The organism is Spirillospora sp. NPDC048911, from assembly GCF_043198015.1.
In the GTDB taxonomy this organism is placed as follows: domain Bacteria; phylum Actinomycetota; class Actinomycetes; order Streptosporangiales; family Streptosporangiaceae; genus Spirillospora.
Map to the genome: position 1 here is coordinate 46,645 of NZ_JBICUD010000004.1, position 20,021 is coordinate 66,665.

Below are 20,021 nucleotides of genomic sequence, written 5' to 3' on the forward strand. Positions count from 1 at the left end.
TAGTTGTAGTGTGACGCACATGGGCATCTGGGTGCTGGGCGGTCATCAGACGGACTTCGCGCGCAACTGGGCACGGGACGGGCTGGAGTTCTCCGATCTCACGGCCGAGGTGGTCGCGGGCACGATGAGCAGCGCCGGGGTCGAGCCGGAGGACGTCGAGGTCATTCATGTCGGGAACGCCTTCGGCCAGCTGTTCACCGGGCAGGGGCAGCTCGGCGGCATGCCCGCGACGGTGGAGGAACGGCTCTGGGGAGTGCCTTCATCGCGGCATGAGGCGGCCTGTGCTTCGGGCGGCATCGCGGTTCTCGCGGCCATGGCCGATCTGGAGGCCGGACGGTACGACTGTGCCTTGGTCGTGGGCATCGAGCTGGAGAAGACCGTTCCCGGTGATGTCGCCGCTCAGCACCTGGGGGCCGCCGCGTGGACGGGTCACGAGGGGCAGGACGCCACGTTCATGTGGCCCTACATGTTCGGCGAGCTGGCCGACGAGTACGACCGGCGGTACGGGCTCGATGACAAGCATTTGCACGCGATCGCCGAGCTGAACGTCCGGAACGCGCGTGCCAATCCCAACGCCCAGACGCGCGGCTGGACGTTCACCGCGGCGAGCTTCACCGCCGATGACGAGGCCAACCCGCTGGTCGAGCGGCGCGTGCGGCGCCAGGACTGCAGCCAGATGACCGACGGGGGCGCGGGCGTGGTGCTCGTCTCGGATCGGTGGCTTCAGGCTCATCCGGAGAAGCGGAGGGTGGCGAGGATTTCCGGGTGGGGGCACCGGACCGTGGGGCTGCCGCTCCGGCGGAAGATCGAGCGGAGTGCGGGAGACGCCTACGTGCTGCCGCACGTGCGGCAGGCGGTCCTCGACGCGTTCGGGCGGGCCGGGATCGGCGGCGTGGACGAGCTGGACGGGATCGAGACGCACGACTGCTTCTCGATGTCGGAGTACATGGCCATCGACCACTTCGGCGTCACCGGGCCCGGCGAGAGCTGGAAGGCCGTCGAGAACGGCGAGCTGGAGATCGGCGGGCGCATCCCCGTCAACCCCGGCGGCGGCCTCATCGGGGGCGGTCATCCGGTGGGCGCGACCGGCGTCCGCATGCTGCTCGACGCGAGTCGGCAGGTGACCGGGCAGGCGGGGGACTACCAGGTCGAGGGGGCGCGCCGGTTCGGCACGCTCAACATTGGCGGCAGTACGACGACCACCGTGTCGCTGGTCGTGGAGGAGGGCACCGATGGACGTTGAGGTCGTGGGCCGTGCCTTGTCGACCCTTCCGGAGGACGACGACCACCCGTACCGCACCGGGCCCTGGCGGCCGCAGACCACCGAGTGGCGTGCCGACGATCTGGAAGTCGTGGGCGAGATCCCGGCTGATCTGGACGGGGTCTACCTGCGCAACACCGAGAACCCCGTCCATCCGGCGATCAGGCTCTACCACCCGTTCGACGGCGACGGCATGGTGCATGTCGTGGGGTTCCGCGACGGCAAGGCGTTCTATCGCAACCGGTTCGTGCGCACGGACGGGTTCGTCGCGGAGCAGGAGGCGGGCGAGTCGTTGTGGGCGGGCATCGCAGACCGGCCCGCGCTTTCCAAGCGCAGCGACGGCTGGGGCGCGCGTACGCGGATGAAAGACGCTTCCAGCACGGATGTCGTCGTGCACAACGGAGTGGCGTTGAGCAGCTTCTGGCAGTGCGGCGACCTCTACAGACTCGACCCCCTCACGCTGGAGACGATGGGCAAGGCGACATGGGGCGGGGGTTTTCCATCCGGCTGGGGCGTGTCCGCGCACACCAAGACCGACGACCACACCGGTGAGCTGCTCTTCTTCAGCTATGCGACCGAGGCGCCCTACCTGCGGTACGGGGTGGTGGACGCTGATGATCGGCTGGCGCATTACGTGGACGTCCCGTTGCCGGGGGCGCGCCTCCCGCACGACATGGCGTTCACCGAGAACTACGCGATTCTCAACGACTTCCCGCTGTTCTGGGAGCCGGAGCTGCTCGCCCGGGGCAAGTACGCCTCGCGGTTCCACAAGGACATACCGAGCCGGTTCGGAGTGATCCCGCGCCGGGGAGACAGCTCGCAGATCCGGTGGTTCGAGGCCGATCCCACGTACGTGCTGCATTTCGTGAACGCGTACGAGGACGGCGACGAGATCATCCTGGACGGCTTCTTCCAGGGCTGCCCAGAGCCGCTGGACCCGAAGGGCGAGGGCGTCTACCAGCGGATGTTCCGGTTCCTCGCCCTGGAACGCATGCAGACCCATCTGCACAGATGGCGGCTCAACCTGGCGACGGGGCAGGCGAAGGAGGAGCGGCTCAGCGAGCGCTGCACCGAGTTCGGGATGATCAATCCGAGCCGTGGGGGCCGTTCGTACCGCTATACCTACGCCACCACCCAGAAGCCGAGCTGGTTCCTGTTCGACGGCATCGTCAAGCACGACCTCATCGCAGGTACGGAGGAACGCTTCGCGCTGCCCGAGGGTGTCTACGGCAGCGAAACCGCGATGGCGCCAAGGTCGGGCGGCAGCGCGGAAGACGACGGCTATCTGATTACACTGACGACGGACATGAACACCGATCGTTCCGAATGCCTGGTGTTCGACGCGGCGCGGCTGACCGACGGGCCGGTGGCCCGCGTCCGGCTGCCGGAGCGGATCTCCAGCGGCACCCATTCGGCGTGGGCGCCCGGCTCGGCGCTGCCGGGCTGGCGCGACCGGGACGCGCGCGAGGCGCCGGACGCGATCGGGCTCTGAGGCTCAGGAAGGCCGACGTTTGGACGAGGTGACGCCGACCCGGCTCGGTGCCGGCGGCGAGAACGCCATCGGCGTCACCATGGGCCTCATCGGGGACGAGTGGACGCTGCTCATCCTCCGGTACGCCCATCAGGGGGTGCGCCGCTACGCCGGCTGGCGCGAGCGGCTGGCCATCTCCGACTCGGTCCTGTCGGCACGGCTCGCCCTGCTCACCCGCATGGGGCTGCTAGCGCGCGACGCGTACCAGACGAGGCCGACGAGGTACGAGTACCGCCTCACGCCCCGGGGCCGCGAGGTGTGGCCCATTCTGGTGGCCATCTGGGCGTGGGAGTACCGCTGGGTGCCCGGCCACACCGAGAGTCTCCCGTGGATGCGGCACCGCGCGTGCGGCGGCCACATGGAGCCGAGACTCGCCTGCGCCGCCTGCGGCGAGACCGTCCAGCCGCGCGACGTGCGGAGCACGCTCGGCCCCAGCGGCGGAGACGGGCGTTCCATACCCGCCGCCGCCACCCGGCGCCGGTCGGCGGCGTCCGGGGCGGGGGGAGGGGCCGGGCTGTTCCCCGAGACGATGGCCCTGCTCGGCAACCGCTGGTCGGTGATGCTCCTCGGCGCGGCGTTCCTGGGCGCGCGTCGCTTCGGGGAGTTCCAGCAGATCATGGGAGCGCCGCCGGCGATGGTCGCCGACCGGCTCCGTACGTTCGTCGGTCTCGGCGTGCTCGTCGGCGAGCCCAGCGCCGACCGCGCCGACTGGAACGCCTACCGCCTCACCGACAAGGGCCGCGCGTTCTTCCCGGTCGTGATGACGGCGATCGGCTGGGGACAGCGGTGGTTCCACGCGCCCGACGGGCCCGCGCTGGTGTCGGTGCATCGCGCGTGCGGGGCGGGCTTCGAGCCGCGGCTGGTCTGCGACCGGTGCGGGGAGACGCTGATCGAGAAGGACGTCGTGGTGGTCGAGGAATCCTCGCTCTCAAGTAGCACGAGCTAGATAACCAGGGCGGGCGATGCGGGTCCGGTGTGCCGCGCAACACGCTTGAGGCACATCGACACGACCTTGAGAGGGACCGGCATGGCCCACCCGATGACACGTTTCACCGCAACCGCATTGATCGCCTCCACCGGTGCCGCGCTCGCGGGCGGCGCAGTGGCCGCCGCTTCCGATTCCCCCGGTCGTCAAGCTGCCGCCCCCGCGAGGGGAGAGCTTGTCTCCGCCGAATACCTCCGGGGCATGACGGCCCAGGGGACGCGCGCTTGGCTGGCCAGCGACGGATTCGACGCGAAAGCCGTCCGTCATGGAGTGGACACGTTCAGGTTGATCTACCGCACCGTTGACACCCGCAACCGGCCGACGACCGCCAGCGGCCTCCTCGTGCTGCCGCGCAACGACGCCCGGCGGCTGCGCACCGTTTCGTACACGCACGGCACCGCGAGCTACAAGCCCGACGCGCCCTCCACGGATCCGGAGGTCTGGGGCCAGGCGCCCGGCGTGACCTTCGCGGCCGCCGGTTTCGCCGCCGTCGTGCCCGACTACCTCGGCCTCGGGCTCGGGCCCGGTGTGCACCCGTGGAAGGACGTCCCGTCCGAGACGACCGCTTCGCTGGACATGTTGCGCGCCGCCAAGCAGTTCGCGCCGCGCACGGGCCGGACGCTGGAACGCCAGGTGTTCACCACGGGATTCTCTCAGGGCGCCTCGGCCGCGCTGGGGCTCGCGCGGGCGCTCCAGGAGGGCCAGGACCCATGGTTCCGGGTGCGGGCGGTCGCTCCCATCGCGGGCGCGTACGACTTCAAGGGCGCGCAGATCCCCGCCATGCTCCGCCGTGAACTGCACCCGAAGATGACAGTTGCCTACACCTCGTACCTCCTCACCTCCTGGAACCGCCAGCACGGCCTTTACAAGACGCCCGCCGAGGTCTTCCAGGAGCCGTACGCGAGCAGGGTCGAGAAGCTCTTCGACGGCACCACCCCCGGCCAGGAGATGCTGAAGGGCCTGCCCGACACGATCGACGAGCTGCTCACCCCGCGCGGGTTCGAGCTGCTGCGCAAGCCGGGCGGCTCGTTCGCGCGGGCGCTGACCGTGGACGGAGAGGTGTGCGAGGCCTGGACGCCGCGCGTCCCGATCCGGCTCTACAAGGTGAGCAGGGACGAGCAGGCCGGCACGCTCAACACCGGCCACTGCCGGATCGCGCTGAGCAGGCGCGGCGTGGACGTGCCGGTCGTGGACCTCGGCGACCACGCCTACGGCGGCTCCCGTCACCTGGGAGCCAACGTGGCGGGCACCGCGCGGGCGGTCCGCTGGTTCAGCGCGCTCGCGGCGTAGCCCCGGCCCTCTCGTCGAACGCGATGGCCTTCAGGCGGTCGGCGGCGGCGCGGTCGAGCACCGTGACGCCGTCGGCCGGCGGGAGGTGCCCCTCGCGGGCGCGCTCCATCAGCGGCCGCCAGCGCCGGACGTGCCGCGCGAAGGCCGTGGTCGTCACGACCCTGCCCCGGGCGTGCTGGCCGCGGCGCGCCGTCCGCGCGTCCACGTCGAGCAGGATCAGGTGCACCTCGGCGTCGCGCCGCCGCGCCAGCCAGGCGAAGCCGCGCAGGATGTGCGGCCAGGTGCCGCGGGTGTGGGCGACGACGGCGTGGCCCTGGCGCATCGCCCGGGCGATGCGCCAGACGTGGCTGGCATGCACGATCGGGACGCGGGCCCGCTGCGGCACGGGGGCCAGGAAGCGCGCCCACCAGTTGCGGGACTGCCGTGAGTCGATCACTCGTGCGTCGCCGGAGACCACGGGCAGGGTCTCGTCGCCGCGCAGGCCGTACAGCCGGTCGAGCAGGGTGCTCTTTCCCGCGCCGGGCAGCCCGGCGACGAGCACCAGCGATCCGGCCGGATAGCGCAGCTCGGTGACCTGCGCGGCGGTGGTGGCCCTTTCGTTGAGTTCGCGGATTGTCTCTCCTGGTCTCGGTCCCCGAGATCGGCGGTGGTCAGAACAACGAACACCCGGCGCCGGTGGTTCCGGCGGGGGATGGGCCACCGTATCGGAGATCACGGACAAGGGCGTCTCATCATGCGGAAAACTGCCGTTCATGGTCACTGAGAACGACGGCATGGGCGCGGTGCGTCTCCTCCGCACCGTCCCCCCGTTCCGCCGGCTGTGGACCGCCCGCGCGATCTCCTTCCTCGGCGACTCGCTCAGCCTCGTGGCCCTGATGGTGTACGTGGCGGACACCACGGGCCAGGCCTTGGCCGTCGCGCTCCTGCTCCTCGTCGGCGACTTCGCGCCCGCGCTGCTCGGCCCGCTGACCGGCGTGGTCGCCGACCGGTTCGAGCTGCGCCGGGTCATGATCGTCTGCGAGCTGGCGCAGGCCGCCCTGATCGCGGCGATCGCGCTCGGCGTCACGGCGTTCCCGCTGCCGGTGATCCTCGTCCTGGTTGGGCTGCGGTCGATCGCGGGGCAGGTCTTCCAGCCCGCGTCACGGGCCGTCGTGCCCGCCCTCGTCCGCGACCGTGATCTTGAAGGGGCGAACGCGGCCATCGGCTTCGGCACGAACGGTGGCGAGGCGCTCGGGCCCCTGCTCGCCGCGGTGCTGCTGCCCCTGCTCGACGTGCGCGGCGTCCTGCTGATCGACGCGGCGAGCTTCCTGCTGTCGGCCGTCCTCCTGGCGTTCCTGCCCGCCGCGCGGCCGCCCGTCGCGGACGAGCCGTCGACGGTCCTGAACGACACGATCACCGGCCTCCGGTACATCGTGACCACGCCGCTGCTGCGCGCCGTCGGCCTCGGCTTCATCGCCGTCGTCGCCTGCAACGGGATCGACGACGTCGCGCTGGTCTTCCTGGCCAAGGACACCCTGCACGGCGGCGACGCCGCCGTCGGGCTGCTCCTCGCCGCCGTCGGGATCGGCCTCTTCGCGGGCTACGCCCTGCTCGCCCGCCCCCGTCTGGCGCTGCCCGTCCTCCTCCTGGCGGGATTCGCGATCAGCAGCGCGGGCAACCTGCTCACCGGCTTCGCCTGGGCGGTCGGCGCCGCCTTCGCCGTCCAGGCCACCCGCGGCATCGGCCTCGCCGCGATGGACGTCGCCTCCAACACCCTGATCCAGCGCAACGTCCCCGCCCAGCTGCTCGGCCGCGTCTTCGGCTCCCTCTACGGCGCCATCGGCGTCGCCGCCGCGCTCTCCTATCTGGGCGGCGGCCTGCTGCTCGACCTCACCAGCCCGCGCACCGCCCTCATCGCCGCCGGAACGGGCGGTCTGCTGGCCACGCTCGCCACCGCCGTGGCCCTGCGCGGAACCTCGCGGCCGACGGCCGAATAGGCTCTGATCGATCACCTGAGGAGGGTCGATGCAGGCCGTGATGTACGAGGCGTTCGGCGCGCCCCTCGAGGTCCGCGAGGCGCCCGACCCGGTGGCCCCGTCCGGCGGGGTGGTGATCCGCGTCGAGGCGACCGGCCTGTGCCGCAGCGACTGGCACGGCTGGCAGGGCCACGACGCGGACATCACGGTCTTCCCGCACGTGCCCGGGCACGAGCTCGCCGGGACCGTGGCCGAGCTGGGGCCGGGCGTCACCGGCTGGAAGCCCGGCGCCCGCGTGACCGTGCCGTTCGTGTGCGCGTGCGGACGCTGCCGGTCGTGCCTGAACGGCGATCAGCAGGTCTGCGAGAACCAGACGCAGCCCGGATTCACGCACTGGGGCTCGTTCGCCGAGTACGTCGTGATCGAGAACGCCGACGTCAACCTCGTCGGTATGCCGGACGAGATGGCGTTCACGACGGCGGCGGGCCTCGGATGCCGGTTCGCCACGGCGTTCCGCGCGGTCGTCGCCCAGGGCCGCGTCGCGCCGGGGGAGTGGGTCGCCGTCCACGGCTGCGGCGGCGTCGGCCTGTCCGCGGTGATGATCGCGGCGGCCGCCGGCGCCCGGGTCATCGCGGTGGACGTCTCGGCGGCCTCGCTCGACCTGGCCTCCCGCCTCGGTGCCGTCGCCACCGTGGACGCGTCCGAAACGGACGCCGCCACAGCCGTCCGTGACATCAGCGAGGGTGGTGTACAGGTCTCGCTGGACGCCCTGGGCAGCCCGGCGACGGCACGCGCGTCGATCGCCGGTCTCCGCCGCCGCGGCCGGCACGTCCAGGTGGGCCTGCTCCCGACGGCCGCCGGGCGCGCCGATCTCCCGATGGAGCTGGTCATCGCCCACGAGCTGGAGATCCTGGGCAGCCACGGCATGGCCGCCCACGCCTACGGCCCGATGATGGCGATGGTGCGGGCGGGCACCCTCCGGCCGGACCTGCTGGTGAGCCGGACCATCGGCCTCGGTGACGCCCCCGCGGCCCTGGCCGCGATGAACACCCCGGGCGTGACGATGATCGTCCCACCCCGTCACCCGATGTGATCATCGGCCCAGAACTCGATGAGGTTCTCGCCGCCCAGCTCGTGCGGTTGCGGCCACTCGTGGAGCCGGCGTCCGGTGCTCAGCATCCATCGCAGGGTGAGGGCGATGGCGAGGACGGCCTCGTCGGCCGAGCGCGGACCATGGAGCGCCTGCCGGTCCCAGGACGCCGGACACGGCGGGACGCCTCCGTGCGCGAGGGGGGACGGCACCTGCATGTCGGCGGCTTCTCTCGTTCTAGCGGGGGCATGGCGGAACCTGAGCCTGCGAGAACAACGATGCTCCTCGCCCCTTTGCAAACCGGAGAAACCCGGCCATCGGAACGCCGCGGAGCCGAAAAGAACGCGGCAGAACGGCCCGCGACCGCCGGACGTCCAGCCGACGCACGCGCTCAGACCTGGGGGGACTCCGTGAAGTGCGCGGCCACCGTGAATCGCGCGACGCACTCGTAGAAGGCCAGCGAGGCCCCGGCGAAACCGGCGTCGTGCGCGGCCCTGGCCAGCTCATGAGCATGGCGGACAGTCAATGACCTGTCCAAATCTCGCGGACTGGCCTGCAGCAACGCCAGCGCCTCGACATGACCGGTGGCGGCGGCGTCGGTCAGCAAAGCCAACGCGTCCTGCGACGGGACGCCGCAGGGCCGCCTCATCGATGACCACCCACAGATGCGGGGGATCATCCCGGTGCAAGATCCGCCCACGCCGCATCCGAAGCTCCAGCCGCAACTCGTCATCCCCAACGAGTTCACGCGCGTATTCCTCGGTCTGCAGCAGCGCCGGTATGAACTGGACCTCGTAACCCCGCATCACGCGCGCGGCCTGCTCCAGACCGAGGAACTGCTCGAACCATGAAGGAACCCCATAGGGCTCCCACCAGCCAGGCGTATCGGACTCCCGCGCCAGCCCGAGCAACGTCGTGCGCTCCACATGGTCGCGCACCCCGTACAGGTCGCACAGCTCGATCACCTGCCGCAGGTCGACAGCGGTCCGGCCAACCTCCAACTCCCCGACCGCGGCCCGAACGACAGAAGCCGCCTTCTCCTGCGAAAGACCGCACGCCTCCCGATGACGCCGAAGCCGAAGCCCCAACGTCACCCGCGACAACACCGGCCCACCCCCCAAGGCAAGATCACCGCCCACAAACCACCTCCCGAGCCCCCCGACTCCACCACCCCAGCCCCCACCGCACCGGCATTTAGTTTTCTTGGGTGGTGGGGATTCTGGCGGGAGCGGAGGACGCGTCGGGGGTGGGGGTGGGGCGGGCTTTGGGGATTGCGGCGGCTATCAGGGCGGCGAGGAGGGCTATGCCGGCGCCCAGCATGAGGCCGGTGCGGAAGCCGTCCTCGGAGGTGAGGGTGTGGCCGCCCATGGTCAGGGTCAGCTGGGAGAGCACCACGCCGATCACCGCGGCGCCGACCGAGGTGCCGATCGAGCGCATGAGGGTGTTGAAGCCGTTGGCGGCGGCGGTCTCCGAGAGGGGGACGGAGCCCATGATCAGGGCGGGCATCGCGCCGTAGGCCAGGCCGACGCCGCTGTTGATGATCATCAGGGCGAGCATGAGGCCCCAGGCCGAGCCCATCAGGGCGAGGGAGGCGCCGTAGCCCGCGGCCAGGACGAGGATGCCGCTGATCAGGGTGACCTTGGGGCCGCGGGCGTTGGTGAGCTTGCCGCCGAGCGGGGAGACGATCATCATCATGATGCCGCCGGGGGCCATCCAGAGGCCGGCCGCGAGCATCGACTGGCCCAGGCCGTAGCCGGTCGCCGTCGGGTACTGCAGCAGCTGCGGCACGATCAGCATCGACGCGTACATGCCGAAGCCGACGAAGATCGAGGCGAGGTTGGTCAGCAGCACGCGGGGGCGGGCCGTGGTGCGCAGGTCGACGATGGGCTCGCGGGTGCGCAGCTCCCAGCAGGCCCAGGCCACGAGCGCGATCACGGCGGTGGCGAAGAGGGCGATCGTGGTGGCCGACGACCAGCCCCAGTCGGCGCCCTTGGACACGGCGAGCAGGAGGCTGACCAGCCCGATGGCCAGGCCGATCGCGCCGGGCGCGTCGAAGCGCTGACCCTTGGCGCTGGCCGGCACGTTCGGGATCAGGGCCCAGATCATCACCGCGATCGCCGCGGCCAGGATCGCCGAGCCCCAGAACAGCACGCGCCAGCTGGCGTACTCGGCGACCGCGGAGGCGATCGGCAGGCCGAGCCCGCCGCCGATGCCCATGGACGCACTGACCAGCGCGATGGACGAGCTGAGCTTCTCCTGCGGCACCACGTCGCGCAGCAGGGCGATGCCGAGCGGGACCATGCCCATGCCCATCCCCTGCAGCCCGCGCCCGACGATCATCGGGATGACCGAGGACGACAGCGCGCACACGATCGAGCCCGCCACCAGCGGCACCGAGCACGCCAGCAGCATCCGGCGCTTGCCCACCAGGTCGCCCAGGCGGCCGACCACCGGCACGCAGACGCCCGCCACCAGCAGCGTGACGGTGATCACCCAGGCGGCGTTGGCGGAGGTGGTGTGCAGGATCCGCGGCAGATCCGCGATGAGCGGGGTGACCAGCGTCTGCATGATCGCCGCTGTGGTGCCCGCCAGGGCCAGCGTGGCGACCACGCCGCCCGCGCGGGCGGTGGGCTGGGGGACTTCCATGGAGACTCCTCCGACTTGCATCGTACAAATCGTTTGCAGTCTACACATAACTTGTACGATGCAAAGGTGGGAGAATGGAGGTACCGGTACCGGCAGGAGGCGTACGTGGGCAGGCCCACCGATGAGATCGAGTACGAGCAGATGCTGCTCAGCCGCTACCAGATCGGGCGCCACCGGACCGGAGCGCTGGACCGCAGCGCCTACGTCCTGCTCAGCCGGCTGCGCGCCCAGGGGCCGATGGCGGTCGGTGAGCTGAGCCACGCGCTCGCGCTCGACTTCTCCACGCTGACGCGGCAGACCGCGGCGGCGATGCGCGCCGGCCTGCTCGAACGCATCCCCGACCCCGACGGCGGGATCGCCCGCAAGTTCCGCGTCACCGACAAGGGCGAACGCGAGCTCGACGAGGCGCGCGAGACCTTCATCGAGGCCCTGGACGACATCATGTCCGACTGGCCCGACGAAGACATCACCGCCTTCGCGTCGTATCTCAGGCGTTTCAACACCAGCATCGAACGTCGCAGCGGACGTCCCTGGCCGCGCTCCTAGGCCCGCGGGAAAGCCGGGCCAAGCCCGCCGAGCCGCCCGGCGCCGGCGAATCCGGCGACCGGCTCGACGCGTCCATCCGAGGTCTAGTGATCGCGCGACCTAAGGATGAGCACACGGTCGACGATCGGCCGACGCGCACCCGGCCCGCCCGTGCGCAGGGTTGAGGCGAGGTCCATCGACCCGGCCGGGAGGCGGAATGGGAATCTTTGGTAAGCGTGCGGCGGCGGCGGGCGTGGTGGCGCCGCTGGTGATCGGAGGGGCCGCAGGGATGATGCCGGTGCCGGCTTCGGCACAGGCCGGCCCCGAGCAGTTGTACGTCGCGCCATGGGGCAAGGACACCTGGCCGGGCACGATCAAGCAGCCCTTCGCCACACCGGCCCGCGCGCAGAAGGCCGTACGGGAACGCACGGCACGGATGGCGTCGGACATCGTCGTGAACCTCCGCGCCGGGACCTACCGGCTGAACGCTCCGCTCAAGCTGACCGAGGCCGCGGGCGACTCGGGGCGTCACGGCCATCGGGTGATCTACCAGGCGTACGGGTACGGGACGCCTCGCCAGGAGAAGGTGACCGTCAGCGGTGGACGGCAGATCACCGGATGGCGGCCCGACGAGAAACTGAAGGGGTTCTGGCGCGCGGACGTCGGCGGCCTCGAAACCCGCCAGCTCTACGTCGATGACAAGCGAGCGTCGCGATTCGTCCGCGGCAACTCGGGTCTCGCCGGCAAGCTGAAGATGACCAAGACCGGCTACACCACCACGAGCGCCATCCCGAAAACCTGGAGCAGGCCCCGCGACATCGAGTTCATCTACAGATTCGGCTACCTCGAAGGCCGGTGCGGCGTGGCCGGGATCTCCAGCGATTCCAGGCGGACCACGATCACCATGGATCAGCCCTGCTGGAAGATGGCACAAGATCTCTACGGCGCGGACTCGCTCAAGGACTGGTTCGCGGTGGAGAACTCCACCGCCTTCGAGCGCAAGCCCGGCGGCTGGTATCTCGACCGTACGCGGCCTGGCCGGCACGCGCTGCTCTACCGGCCGCGACCGGGGGAGGACATGCGCCGCGTCGAGGTGATCGCTCCCGTCCTGGAGACCCTCGTGAGCGGCACGGGCCGGCCGGGCCGCCCACTGCGCGACGTCGCGTTCAAGGGGCTGACGTTCGCTCACGCGGGCTGGCCGGAGCCCAGCCGGCCCGCCGGATTCGCCGCCGCCTGGAGCATGTACATGCGGCCGCGAAAGGGCGAGGACGCCACGATGCTGACCGTGCCGGGCAACGTCGCCTTCCGCACGGCCGAACGGATCACCGTCGAGGGCAACCGCTTCGTCCACCTGGGCGCCCAAGCCCTGGAGTTCTCCAAGAACAGTTCGTACAACGTCGTCAACGGCAACGTCATCACCGACATCTCCGACGGCGGCATCCTCATCGGCGTGACCGTGCCGGACATGACGGGGACCAACCGCGGCAACCAGCTCACCAACAACTGGATCCACGGCACCGGAGCGGACTACCGCGCGTCGTCCGCCATCTGGGACACCGCCACCCAGGACACGACCATCGCGCACAACCAGGTCAACGACGTGCCGTACAGCGGCATCCTGTCCGGGCCCAGCGAGGACCTGCGGGGCATCACGCGCGGCCACCGCATCGTCGACAACCGCGTCTTCCGCACCAACCGGCTCCTGGCCGATGGCGGCGGGATCTACCTGCGCGGCGAGCAGGGCACGTCCTTCGCGAACGGCGCCGTCGTCAGCGGCAACGCGGTCACCGACAGCAAGTTCACTCCTGAATGGAACGTCGGGATCTACACCGACGACAGTTCCAACTGGTTCACCGTCGACCGCAACGTCGTCTACGGCTACGTGGCCTCCATCGGCGGCTGCAGCGAGGAGTGGGGCAACCGGCCCGTGCAGAACGTGCGGTACCGCGGCAACTTCTGGGACGACGCCGTACCGGAATGGCTGAAGCGCCGGGACTATCCCGGGGCCTGGCCGCCCGCCGACGAGCAGAACCCGGAGGAGGGCTGCGGCGACCCCCGGAAGCTGACGTTCGAACGCAACACGCTGCTGACCCCGTCCAACCCGGGCCAGGCCTGCGCCGGCAATCCAGCCTGCGCGGCGATTGTGCGCAATGCCGGGCTGCTGCCGCCCTTCCGGCACCTGCTTCACACGCCCTGAGCGGGCGGCCGGGTTCGGCTACAGCCAGCCCGCCTCGTCGGCGATGCGTGCGGCGTCCACCCGGTTGCGCGCGCCAAGCTTGGTGACGGCCGACGCCAGGTAGTTGCGTACGGTGCCGTAGGACAAGTACATCTCGGCGGCGATCTCGTTGGCCGAGGCCCCGGCCGCATGGCGTTTGAGGGCCTCGGCCTCCCGGGGCGAGAGCGGGTTGTCAGCGGTCTCGAGCGCGGCCAGCGCCAGCTTCGGGTCGATCACGCGGTCTCCGGCGGCCACCCGCCGGACCGCGTCGATCAGTTCCTGGGACGGCGCGTCCTTGAGCAGGAAGCCCGACACGTGCGCGGCGAGGGCGCGGCGGAGCGTGCCCGGCCTGCCCAGGCCGGTGAGGATCAGCGTGCGGCATTCCGGCAGTCGCTCGTGCAGTCGCGCGGCGGCGGTGAGCCCGTCGGTGCCCGGGAGATCGATGTCGAGGACGGCGACGTCGGGGCGGTGCCGGAGCGCGGCCGGCACGATGCCGTCGCCGTCGGCGAGCGCGGCGACGATCTCGAAGTCCTCTTCCAGGTCCAGCAGGGCGACGAGGGTGTCGCGGAGGATGCGCATGTCCTCGGCGATCAGGACCCGGATCATCTGTTCCTCCCGGCGTGATCAGCCATCAACCTAACACCGGTGAATATGCAGAATGCACATCGGAGACCGTGCGCATTCCACCGCGGGTTCGCGCTTCCGGCACTGGTCGCGTCCGCCCAGGTGAGACGACACTCGGCACCATGCAGCCAACGAACGAAGCCCAGGTCGGCGCCGTCCAAGGACACGGCCGGTGGGCGTTCCTCCGCCATTACCTGGAAATGGTCGTCGCGATGCTGGTGGGGATGGTGGTGGTCGGCGCGGCGGTGCGCGGCGTCCTGGCGGTGATGGGCCTGGAGTTCCCGTCGCGGCATCCGGAACTGGTGGCGCTGGAGATGGCCTTCGACATGTCCGTCGGAATGGTCGCCTGGATGCGGTACCGCGGTCACGGCTGGCCCGGCACCCTGGAGATGACCGGGGTGATGTTCGCCCCCGCCATCGCGCTGTTCCCGCTGCTGTGGCTGGGCGCCGTCTCCGGCGACACCTTCATGGTCCTGGAGCACGTGCTGATGCTCCCGCTGATGTACCTCGTCATGCTCCGGCGCCGCGGCGAGTACGGCGGAACGAACCCGACTCAAGGAGAGCTCGCATGACCACCACGACATCCGGCCACGCCGCCTGGACCGACGCTCCGCCGGCCACACCGGCCCGTACGCGCGTGGGCTCGCTGCTCCGGCGGTGGCCGGTCGTGGCCGGGATCGCCATGGCCGCTTTCACCGCGTACGACATGTCCGCCGCCGACCTGGCCCCGATCCTGACCGCCTCCGGCCTGGTGTACCTGGGCGCCGCCGCCCTGGGACGGCGCTCGGCGACATGGCCGGTGTTCCTGGGGGCCTTCGTCATCGTCGCCGCCACTCCGGACCTGGGCGTGGGCATCGACGCGACCTGGATTCTGCTCGGCCTGGCGGGCGTCTTCGTCGGCTACGGCCTGCTGCGGGGCGCGACGCGTCCGGCCGACGGTCTGCCGCTCGATGGGCTGCCGCTCCAGACCCTCGCGATGGCCGGGGCCGGCGCCATCGCGGCGGTCTCGCTGTTCGCCGGTGACGAGATCGGCGGCTATCTGGTGGCCGCGGGGCTGCTCGGCCATGCGGCCTGGGACGTCTGGCACCACCGGACGGGCAAGGTCGTGGCGCGCTCGCTGGCGGAGTTCTGCTTCGTCATCGACACGCTGCTCGCCGTCGCCATGGTGGTCATCGCCGTCCGATCCTGAACCCCCTGCCCAGGGTCCCTGGGCACGCCTACAATTCGAGCCCGACAGGAATTGACGTTCGATCCTGAACGGGCGGCGATGGCGAGGCGGGCGTGATGTTCCCGGCCGGCGACCGGGACGATCGCGGAGCGATGATCGCCCTGACGCTGGCCAGGGCGATCGTCGCCGTGGTGTTCTGCGGCTTCGCCGGGGTCGCACTGCTGTTCGTGGTGGACGCGGCGGAGAGCTCCGGTGAGATCGCGCTCGCCGTCGCTTTCATGGCCGGGCTGTTAGGCCTGCAGTACTTCTACTTCGGCCGTCCGAGCACACGTCTGCATTCGGCGCGGTCCTATTGGATGCTCGCGGTGCAGGCTTGCCTGGTCTACCTTCCGCTGGCCGTGTTCGGGCAGTCCTGGGTCAGCCTGCCATCGTTCCTGGCGGGCACCGTGCTGCTGGTGCTCCCACCACGATTGGCCTGGCCCGCGTTCGCCGGCATCTCGGTGGGCACGGGAGTGACGCAGTTCCTCGTCAACGGCGTGTGGCTCGATACCGTCTACATCCTCGTGAACACGCCGACGGCAGGCCTTTTCGTCTACGGCCTGACTCGGCTGGCGCGGCTCGTCACCGCTCTGCACGAGGCACGCGACGAGCTGGCGGAGACGGCCGTCGCGCACGAGCGGTTGCGGTTCGCCCGGGATCTGCACGACCTGCTCGGGTTGAGCCTGTCGGCGATCGCGTTGAAGGGGGAACTCACCCTCCGGCTCGTGCGGACGAGCCCCGAGCGGGCCACGCGGGAGCTCTCGGAGATCCTGGGCGTCGCCCGGCGCGCGCTGGCCGACGTGCGGTCGATCGCCCTCCTCTACCGGGGAACGTCGCTCGACCACGAGTCCGGGACGCTCACGTCGATGCTCGCCGCGTCCGATGTCGAACTGCGGGTGGATCTCGACCTCCGCGAGGTGCCGGCGGCCACGATGGCCATGCTCACCACCGTCCTGCGCGAGGGCGCCGCCTACGTGCTGCGGCACCGGGAGGTGGCGCGCTGCGAGATCGTCCTGCGGCGGCAGGGCGACTCGGTCTCGGTCGACATCCTCAACGACGCGGCCGGCGGCGCGCCGGCGCACGAGGAGGAAGGCTTCGCCCGCCTCTCGGCGACGGTGTCGAGGATGGCGGGCGAGCTCACCGCCGGGGCGGACGCCGACGGGCGGTTCCGCCTGCACGTCACCCTTCCGGTGACCGCACGGGGCCAGGAACGCGAGGCCGAGGCAGCTGACGAGCCCGCGGAGTCCATCCCGAACGTCGCGACCAGGTTCGCCGGCGGGCTCGTCGTGGCGGTCTTCTGCGGGCTCTTCCTCCAGGCGGTGATCCGCCTGTTCTACGCGACCAGAGAGTTCTGGGACATCGCGCTGGGCACCTCGTTCCTGCTCGCGGCACTGGTCCTGCAACTGGCGTACTTCAGCCGCCCAGAGGCCCGGCTGCGCTCGTCGAGGGGGCATCTCCTGCTGGTGTTGCTGGCCCTTCTCGTGTACCTGCCGTGGCTTCAGCTCCCGTTGGCGTGGGTGGGGCTGCCGGGATTCCTCGCCGGCAGCGCGTTGCTGGTGCTGCGGCCCGTCCTCGGCTGGAGCGTGTTCGCCGCGGTCGTGGCGTCCGTCGCCTGGATCTGGACGATCGGATCCGGCGGCACCCCCCAGGACTTCGGCCTGAACGTCCTGCTCACCATGGATCTCGGGCTGATCACCTACGGCCTGACCTGGATGGCGCGCTCGGTGCGCCAGCTGCGCGCCGCGCGGCGGGAGCTGGCGGCGGCCGCGCTGGCCGAGACGCGGCTGCGGTTCGCGCAGGACCTGCACGACCTGCTCGGGCTGACCCTCTCGGCGATCACGCTGAAGAGCGAGCTGGCCTACCGGCTGATCCCCAGGGACGCGGCCCGGGCCCGCACCGTCCTGGCGGAGATGCTGGAGACCTCCCGGCACGCCTTGGCGGACGTCCGGTCGGTGGCCGGCGGCGATCACGAGATGTCGCTCGCGGAGGAATGCGCGACCGTGGAGGCGCTGCTGGCCACCGCGGGCCTGGACGTGCGCATGGACGTGCGCATGGACGTGCGCATGGAGCTGGACGGCGGCGCTCTGACCCCCGAGGCCGGCACCGTGCTCTCCATGGTGCTGCGCGAGGGCGCCACCAACGTGCTGCGGCACAGCAAGGGGGAGCGCTGCGACATCGCGGTCCGCACGGACGGCGACGCGGTGAGCCTGAGCATCGTCAACGACGGGGCGGCCGGGTCTCCCCAGGATGATCACGGGGGCAGCGGCATCCGCAACATGTCCGACAGGGTCGCCGCGCTCGGCGGGGTGCTCACCGCGGGATTCGAGGGCGACGGCCGTTTCGGGCTGCACGCCCGCCTTCCGGGAGGCTGATCCGCCCGCCTTCCCGGGAGGCTGAATCCGCCCGCCTGCCGGGAGGCTAGTCCGGCGCGGAACCTCGCAGGATGTGCGCGATCACGTCGTCCAGCCCGTTCTCGGTCACCTCCGGCGGCAGCATGCCGCTCACCGCCAGATCGGCGTAGCCGTGCAAGGTCGTGAAGACCGGCAGGCTGACGCGTTCCAGCGGCCCCTCCCGCACCTCACCGCGGCGCTGCCCTTCGGCGATCAGCTCGACGAGCTGCTCGGCCCAGCGCTGGGCGGCGGCGCTCAGCGGCTCCGACGCCGCCGGATCGTGCTTGATCGAGTACATCAGGTCGAGCAGCGCGGCGTTGGCCGTGGCGAACCCCACGTAGGCCCGGGCCATGACGTCCAGCCGTTCGGCGAACGACTCGCCGGTCCCCTCCCGGGACGCGGCCATGATCTCGCCGAGCCGCTCGAAGCCCGCCAGCGCCAGGGCGTCCAGCAGGGCCTGCTTGTCCTTGAAGTGGCGGCTCGGCGCGGCGTGGCTGACGCCAAGGTCGCGGGCGAGCTCGCGGAGCGACAGGGCGGCCGGCCCCTTCTCGCGGAGCGTCTCCTCGGCGCGGGTCAGCAGCGCGGCGCGGAGGTCTCCGTGGTGGTAACGGCGCGGGCGGGTCGGCATGACCGCCAGTGTAGCCGGATGTGGTCGCCGCCAACATTGTTGTCATTGACATCATTGTTGTCGTTGCCTACATTGGGGCCATGACCACGACCTCAGGCAAGTGGAACGTCAAGGACATCCCCGACCAGACCGGCCGTACCGCCGTCGTGACCGGCGCCAACAGCGGACTCGGCATCGCCACCGTCGAGGCGCTCGCCGGGGCGGGCACCCATGTGGTGCTCGCCGTCCGGGATCTCGAGCGCGGCGAGGCCGCCGCCGCGACCGTGCGGGGGAGCGTGGAGGTGCGCCGGCTCGATCTGGCCGACCTCGCCTCCGTCCGCGAGTTCGCCGCCGGCTGGCACGGGGACCTGGACCTGCTCGTCAACAACGCCGGTGTCATGAACATCCCGCAGGCCACCACCAAGGACGGCTTCGAGATGCAGTTCGGCACCAATCACCTGGGCCACTTCGCCCTGACCAACCTGCTGCTGCCGCGGATCACCGACCGCGTCGTGACCGTGTCGTCCGGCGCGCACCGGATGCCGGGCAGCCCCCGGATCCACTTCGAGGACCTCAACCTGACCGGCGACTACGGCCCGATCAAGGCCTACAGCCAGTCCAAGCTGGCCAACCTGCTGTTCACGCTGGAGCTGCAGCGGCGGCTCACCGAAGCGGGCTCGCCCGTCCGCGCCCTGGCCGCGCATCCCGGATGGGCCGCGACGGGCCTCCAGGGGCACGACGCCAACGTCGTGCGACGCGGTCTCATGCGGGTCGGCAACAGGTTCATAGCCCAGGACAACCGGGCCGGGGCGCTTCCCACCCTCTACGCGGCCGTCGAGGACCTGCCCGGCGCCAGCTACATCGGCCCGGACGGCCGGGGCGAGATGCGCGGCGCCCCCGCCATGGTCAGCCGTTCGGCGGCGGCCAGCGACCCCGTCACCGCCCGGCGCCTCTGGACCGTCTCCGAGGAGATGACCGGGGTCGCCTTCCCCAAACTGCCCGCGGTGGCCGGGGCCTGAGGGCACCCGGCCGCGTCACGGCGTGTCGTCGCCGGAATTGCCCGGCTCCGCCGGAGACCCGGGAGGGTCGGCGGGGGCGGTGATGATCAGGTCGGCCAGGGTGGCGGCGAAACGTTCGGGCGTGACGTCACCGGGGGAGTTGCCGAAGAACGTCTTGGCCAGGTGATAGCCGGTGATGGCCGAGATGACGACGGTCAGGAGCGCGCGGGGATCGCCGTGGGCGGGGCTGCCGGAGAGGTCGCGGGTCAGATGGTCGGCCTCCTCGACGATGCCCTGGTCGAGGAGGGATCGGCCGATCTTGGCCTCCAGGTCGGGGAACCTGCCGTGCTCGCGCGCCAGCAGCGTGATCAGCGGCCCGATCTTCTCCATGTAGGCCAGTTGCTGGACGAGGCGGCGGGTGAGGGCCTGCGGCGGGTCGTCGACGGGACCGCGCTCGAACGACTCGCGGTGCCGCCGCGCACGGTCGAGCTCGCGTTCGTAGACCTCGCGCACCGCCTCCTCCTTGGAGCGGAAGTGGCGGTAGAAGCTGCCGCTGCCGGGGGAGAGGCCGGCGAGCTCCTCGATGTCGGTGACCGTGGTGCCGCCGAAACCGCGTTCCTGCACCAGTGCCAGGGTCGCGTCGAGGATGCGCTCGCGCGTGGGGCGCGTAGGGGATGCCACCCGAGAAAAGTAGCCA

19 protein-coding genes and 1 pseudogene are annotated in these 20,021 nt (G+C 71.0%); 12 read left to right on the forward strand and 8 right to left on the reverse strand.

The features are described 5' to 3' along the window. Positions 1–19: 19 nt before the first annotated feature. The 4 genes from ACGFNU_RS18385 to ACGFNU_RS18400 all read left to right on the forward strand — a co-directional run bounded on the left by ACGFNU_RS18385 (position 20) and on the right by ACGFNU_RS18400 (position 5,067). Positions 20–1,243, forward strand: coding sequence for an acetyl-CoA acetyltransferase (locus ACGFNU_RS18385; RefSeq protein ID WP_392595013.1), 1,224 nt, complete (start codon positions 20–22; stop codon positions 1,241–1,243). Beyond that, the gene (locus ACGFNU_RS18390; protein WP_392595015.1) at positions 1,233–2,753 is read left to right on the forward strand and encodes a carotenoid oxygenase family protein; all 1,521 of its coding nucleotides are present in this window, start codon (positions 1,233–1,235) and stop codon (positions 2,751–2,753) included. Before ACGFNU_RS18385 ends, ACGFNU_RS18390 begins: the two co-directional genes overlap by 11 nt. A 28-nt stretch (positions 2,754–2,781) precedes the next feature. Continuing rightward, positions 2,782–3,738: a winged helix-turn-helix transcriptional regulator gene (locus tag ACGFNU_RS18395; RefSeq protein WP_392596460.1), complete on the forward strand. Its 957-nt coding sequence runs from the start codon at positions 2,782–2,784 to the stop codon at positions 3,736–3,738. Positions 3,739–3,978: 240 nt separating this feature from the next. Beyond that, positions 3,979–5,067: a hypothetical protein gene (locus ACGFNU_RS18400; protein ID WP_392595016.1), complete on the forward strand. Its 1,089-nt coding sequence runs from the start codon at positions 3,979–3,981 to the stop codon at positions 5,065–5,067. On the opposite strand, the gene ACGFNU_RS18405 is transcribed toward ACGFNU_RS18400, so the two are convergent. Beyond that, the gene (locus tag ACGFNU_RS18405) at positions 5,048–5,608 is read right to left on the reverse strand and encodes an AAA family ATPase (RefSeq protein WP_392595017.1); all 561 of its coding nucleotides are present in this window, start codon (positions 5,606–5,608) and stop codon (positions 5,048–5,050) included. The two genes, ACGFNU_RS18400 and ACGFNU_RS18405, sit on opposite strands and share 20 nt — an antisense overlap. A 211-nt stretch (positions 5,609–5,819) precedes the next feature. Here ACGFNU_RS18405 and ACGFNU_RS18410 point away from each other — a divergent pair, with 211 nt between their 5' ends. Both ACGFNU_RS18410 and ACGFNU_RS18415 read left to right on the forward strand, forming a co-directional pair. Further along, a complete protein-coding gene (locus tag ACGFNU_RS18410; RefSeq protein WP_392595019.1) occupies positions 5,820–7,043 on the forward strand; it encodes an MFS transporter in 1,224 nt (407 codons plus the stop codon). 28 nt (positions 7,044–7,071) lie between these two features. Further along, complete coding sequence (locus tag ACGFNU_RS18415) at positions 7,072–8,115, forward strand: zinc-dependent alcohol dehydrogenase family protein (protein ID WP_392595021.1); 1,044 nt, start codon at positions 7,072–7,074, stop codon at positions 8,113–8,115. On the opposite strand, the gene ACGFNU_RS18420 is transcribed toward ACGFNU_RS18415, so the two are convergent. From ACGFNU_RS18420 to ACGFNU_RS18435, 4 genes and pseudogenes are all read right to left on the reverse strand, one after another. After that, entirely contained in the window at positions 8,103–8,330 is a 228-nt protein-coding gene (locus ACGFNU_RS18420; protein ID WP_392595023.1) for a hypothetical protein, read from the reverse strand. The two genes, ACGFNU_RS18415 and ACGFNU_RS18420, sit on opposite strands and share 13 nt — an antisense overlap. 173 nt (positions 8,331–8,503) lie before the next feature. Beyond that, the gene (locus ACGFNU_RS18425; RefSeq protein WP_392596515.1) at positions 8,504–8,761 is read right to left on the reverse strand and encodes a hypothetical protein; all 258 of its coding nucleotides are present in this window, start codon (positions 8,759–8,761) and stop codon (positions 8,504–8,506) included. Positions 8,762–8,786: 25 nt separating this feature from the next. Beyond that, positions 8,787–9,251: pseudogene (locus tag ACGFNU_RS18430) on the reverse strand (Scr1 family TA system antitoxin-like transcriptional regulator); the annotation flags it as partial. A 55-nt stretch (positions 9,252–9,306) separates the two neighbouring features. Continuing rightward, positions 9,307–10,758, reverse strand: a complete 1,452-nt coding sequence (locus ACGFNU_RS18435; protein WP_392595025.1) for an MFS transporter — start codon at positions 10,756–10,758, stop codon at positions 9,307–9,309. Between the two features lie 66 nt (positions 10,759–10,824). Here ACGFNU_RS18435 and ACGFNU_RS18440 point away from each other — a divergent pair, with 66 nt between their 5' ends. Next, entirely contained in the window at positions 10,825–11,304 is a 480-nt protein-coding gene (locus ACGFNU_RS18440) for a MarR family winged helix-turn-helix transcriptional regulator (protein ID WP_392595026.1), read from the forward strand. 196 nt (positions 11,305–11,500) lie between these two features. Next, on the forward strand, positions 11,501–13,480 hold the full coding sequence (locus ACGFNU_RS18445; protein WP_392595028.1) for a right-handed parallel beta-helix repeat-containing protein: 1,980 nt from the start codon (positions 11,501–11,503) through the stop codon (positions 13,478–13,480). 18 nt (positions 13,481–13,498) lie between these two features. Here ACGFNU_RS18445 and ACGFNU_RS18450 read toward each other — a convergent pair whose 3' ends face one another. Beyond that, on the reverse strand, positions 13,499–14,104 hold the full coding sequence (locus ACGFNU_RS18450; RefSeq protein WP_392595030.1) for a DNA-binding response regulator: 606 nt from the start codon (positions 14,102–14,104) through the stop codon (positions 13,499–13,501). Between the two features lie 140 nt (positions 14,105–14,244). Between ACGFNU_RS18450 and ACGFNU_RS18455 the strand changes: the two genes are divergently transcribed. From ACGFNU_RS18455 to ACGFNU_RS18465, 3 genes are all read left to right on the forward strand, one after another. Next, positions 14,245–14,694 carry a hypothetical protein gene (locus tag ACGFNU_RS18455; protein WP_392595032.1) on the forward strand — a complete coding sequence of 150 codons (450 nt, stop codon included), beginning with the start codon at positions 14,245–14,247 and terminating at the stop codon, positions 14,692–14,694. Further along, positions 14,691–15,311, forward strand: coding sequence for a hypothetical protein (locus ACGFNU_RS18460; protein ID WP_392595034.1), 621 nt, complete (start codon positions 14,691–14,693; stop codon positions 15,309–15,311). The genes ACGFNU_RS18455 and ACGFNU_RS18460 overlap by 4 nt, the downstream gene beginning before the upstream one ends. A 95-nt stretch (positions 15,312–15,406) precedes the next feature. After that, positions 15,407–17,701: a sensor histidine kinase gene (locus ACGFNU_RS18465; RefSeq protein ID WP_392595036.1), complete on the forward strand. Its 2,295-nt coding sequence runs from the start codon at positions 15,407–15,409 to the stop codon at positions 17,699–17,701. A 46-nt stretch (positions 17,702–17,747) separates the two neighbouring features. Here ACGFNU_RS18465 and ACGFNU_RS18470 read toward each other — a convergent pair whose 3' ends face one another. Then, a complete protein-coding gene (locus tag ACGFNU_RS18470) occupies positions 17,748–18,347 on the reverse strand; it encodes a TetR/AcrR family transcriptional regulator (protein ID WP_392595038.1) in 600 nt (199 codons plus the stop codon). An 80-nt stretch (positions 18,348–18,427) separates the two neighbouring features. Between ACGFNU_RS18470 and ACGFNU_RS18475 the strand changes: the two genes are divergently transcribed. Continuing rightward, positions 18,428–19,345 carry an oxidoreductase gene (locus ACGFNU_RS18475; RefSeq protein WP_392595040.1) on the forward strand — a complete coding sequence of 306 codons (918 nt, stop codon included), beginning with the start codon at positions 18,428–18,430 and terminating at the stop codon, positions 19,343–19,345. A gap of 15 nt (positions 19,346–19,360) precedes the next feature. Here the strand turns inward: ACGFNU_RS18475 and ACGFNU_RS18480 are convergent, their stop codons facing one another. Next, a complete protein-coding gene (locus ACGFNU_RS18480; protein WP_392595042.1) occupies positions 19,361–20,005 on the reverse strand; it encodes a TetR/AcrR family transcriptional regulator in 645 nt (214 codons plus the stop codon). Between the last annotated feature and the right edge of the window lie 16 nt (positions 20,006–20,021).

Bases quoted from the DNA above. Each gene is read 5' to 3' on its own strand.
- ACGFNU_RS18385 (WP_392595013.1), top strand. From the start codon at position 20: ATGGGCATCTGGGTGCTGGGCGGTCATCAGACGGACTTCGCGCGCAAC.
- ACGFNU_RS18390 (WP_392595015.1), top strand. From the start codon at position 1,233: ATGGACGTTGAGGTCGTGGGCCGTGCCTTGTCGACCCTTCCGGAGGAC.
- ACGFNU_RS18400 (WP_392595016.1), top strand. From the start codon at position 3,979: ATGACGGCCCAGGGGACGCGCGCTTGGCTGGCCAGCGACGGATTCGAC.
- ACGFNU_RS18410 (WP_392595019.1), top strand. From the start codon at position 5,820: ATGGTCACTGAGAACGACGGCATGGGCGCGGTGCGTCTCCTCCGCACC.
- ACGFNU_RS18415 (WP_392595021.1), top strand. From the start codon at position 7,072: ATGCAGGCCGTGATGTACGAGGCGTTCGGCGCGCCCCTCGAGGTCCGC.
- ACGFNU_RS18420 (WP_392595023.1), bottom strand. From the start codon at position 8,330: ATGCAGGTGCCGTCCCCCCTCGCGCACGGAGGCGTCCCGCCGTGTCCG.
- ACGFNU_RS18425 (WP_392596515.1), bottom strand. From the start codon at position 8,761: ATGAGGCGGCCCTGCGGCGTCCCGTCGCAGGACGCGTTGGCTTTGCTG.
- ACGFNU_RS18435 (WP_392595025.1), bottom strand. From the start codon at position 10,758: ATGGAAGTCCCCCAGCCCACCGCCCGCGCGGGCGGCGTGGTCGCCACG.
- ACGFNU_RS18445 (WP_392595028.1), top strand. From the start codon at position 11,501: ATGGGAATCTTTGGTAAGCGTGCGGCGGCGGCGGGCGTGGTGGCGCCG.
- ACGFNU_RS18450 (WP_392595030.1), bottom strand. From the start codon at position 14,104: ATGATCCGGGTCCTGATCGCCGAGGACATGCGCATCCTCCGCGACACC.
- ACGFNU_RS18455 (WP_392595032.1), top strand. From the start codon at position 14,245: ATGCAGCCAACGAACGAAGCCCAGGTCGGCGCCGTCCAAGGACACGGC.
- ACGFNU_RS18460 (WP_392595034.1), top strand. From the start codon at position 14,691: ATGACCACCACGACATCCGGCCACGCCGCCTGGACCGACGCTCCGCCG.
- ACGFNU_RS18465 (WP_392595036.1), top strand. From the start codon at position 15,407: ATGTTCCCGGCCGGCGACCGGGACGATCGCGGAGCGATGATCGCCCTG.
- ACGFNU_RS18470 (WP_392595038.1), bottom strand. From the start codon at position 18,347: ATGCCGACCCGCCCGCGCCGTTACCACCACGGAGACCTCCGCGCCGCG.
- ACGFNU_RS18475 (WP_392595040.1), top strand. From the start codon at position 18,428: ATGACCACGACCTCAGGCAAGTGGAACGTCAAGGACATCCCCGACCAG.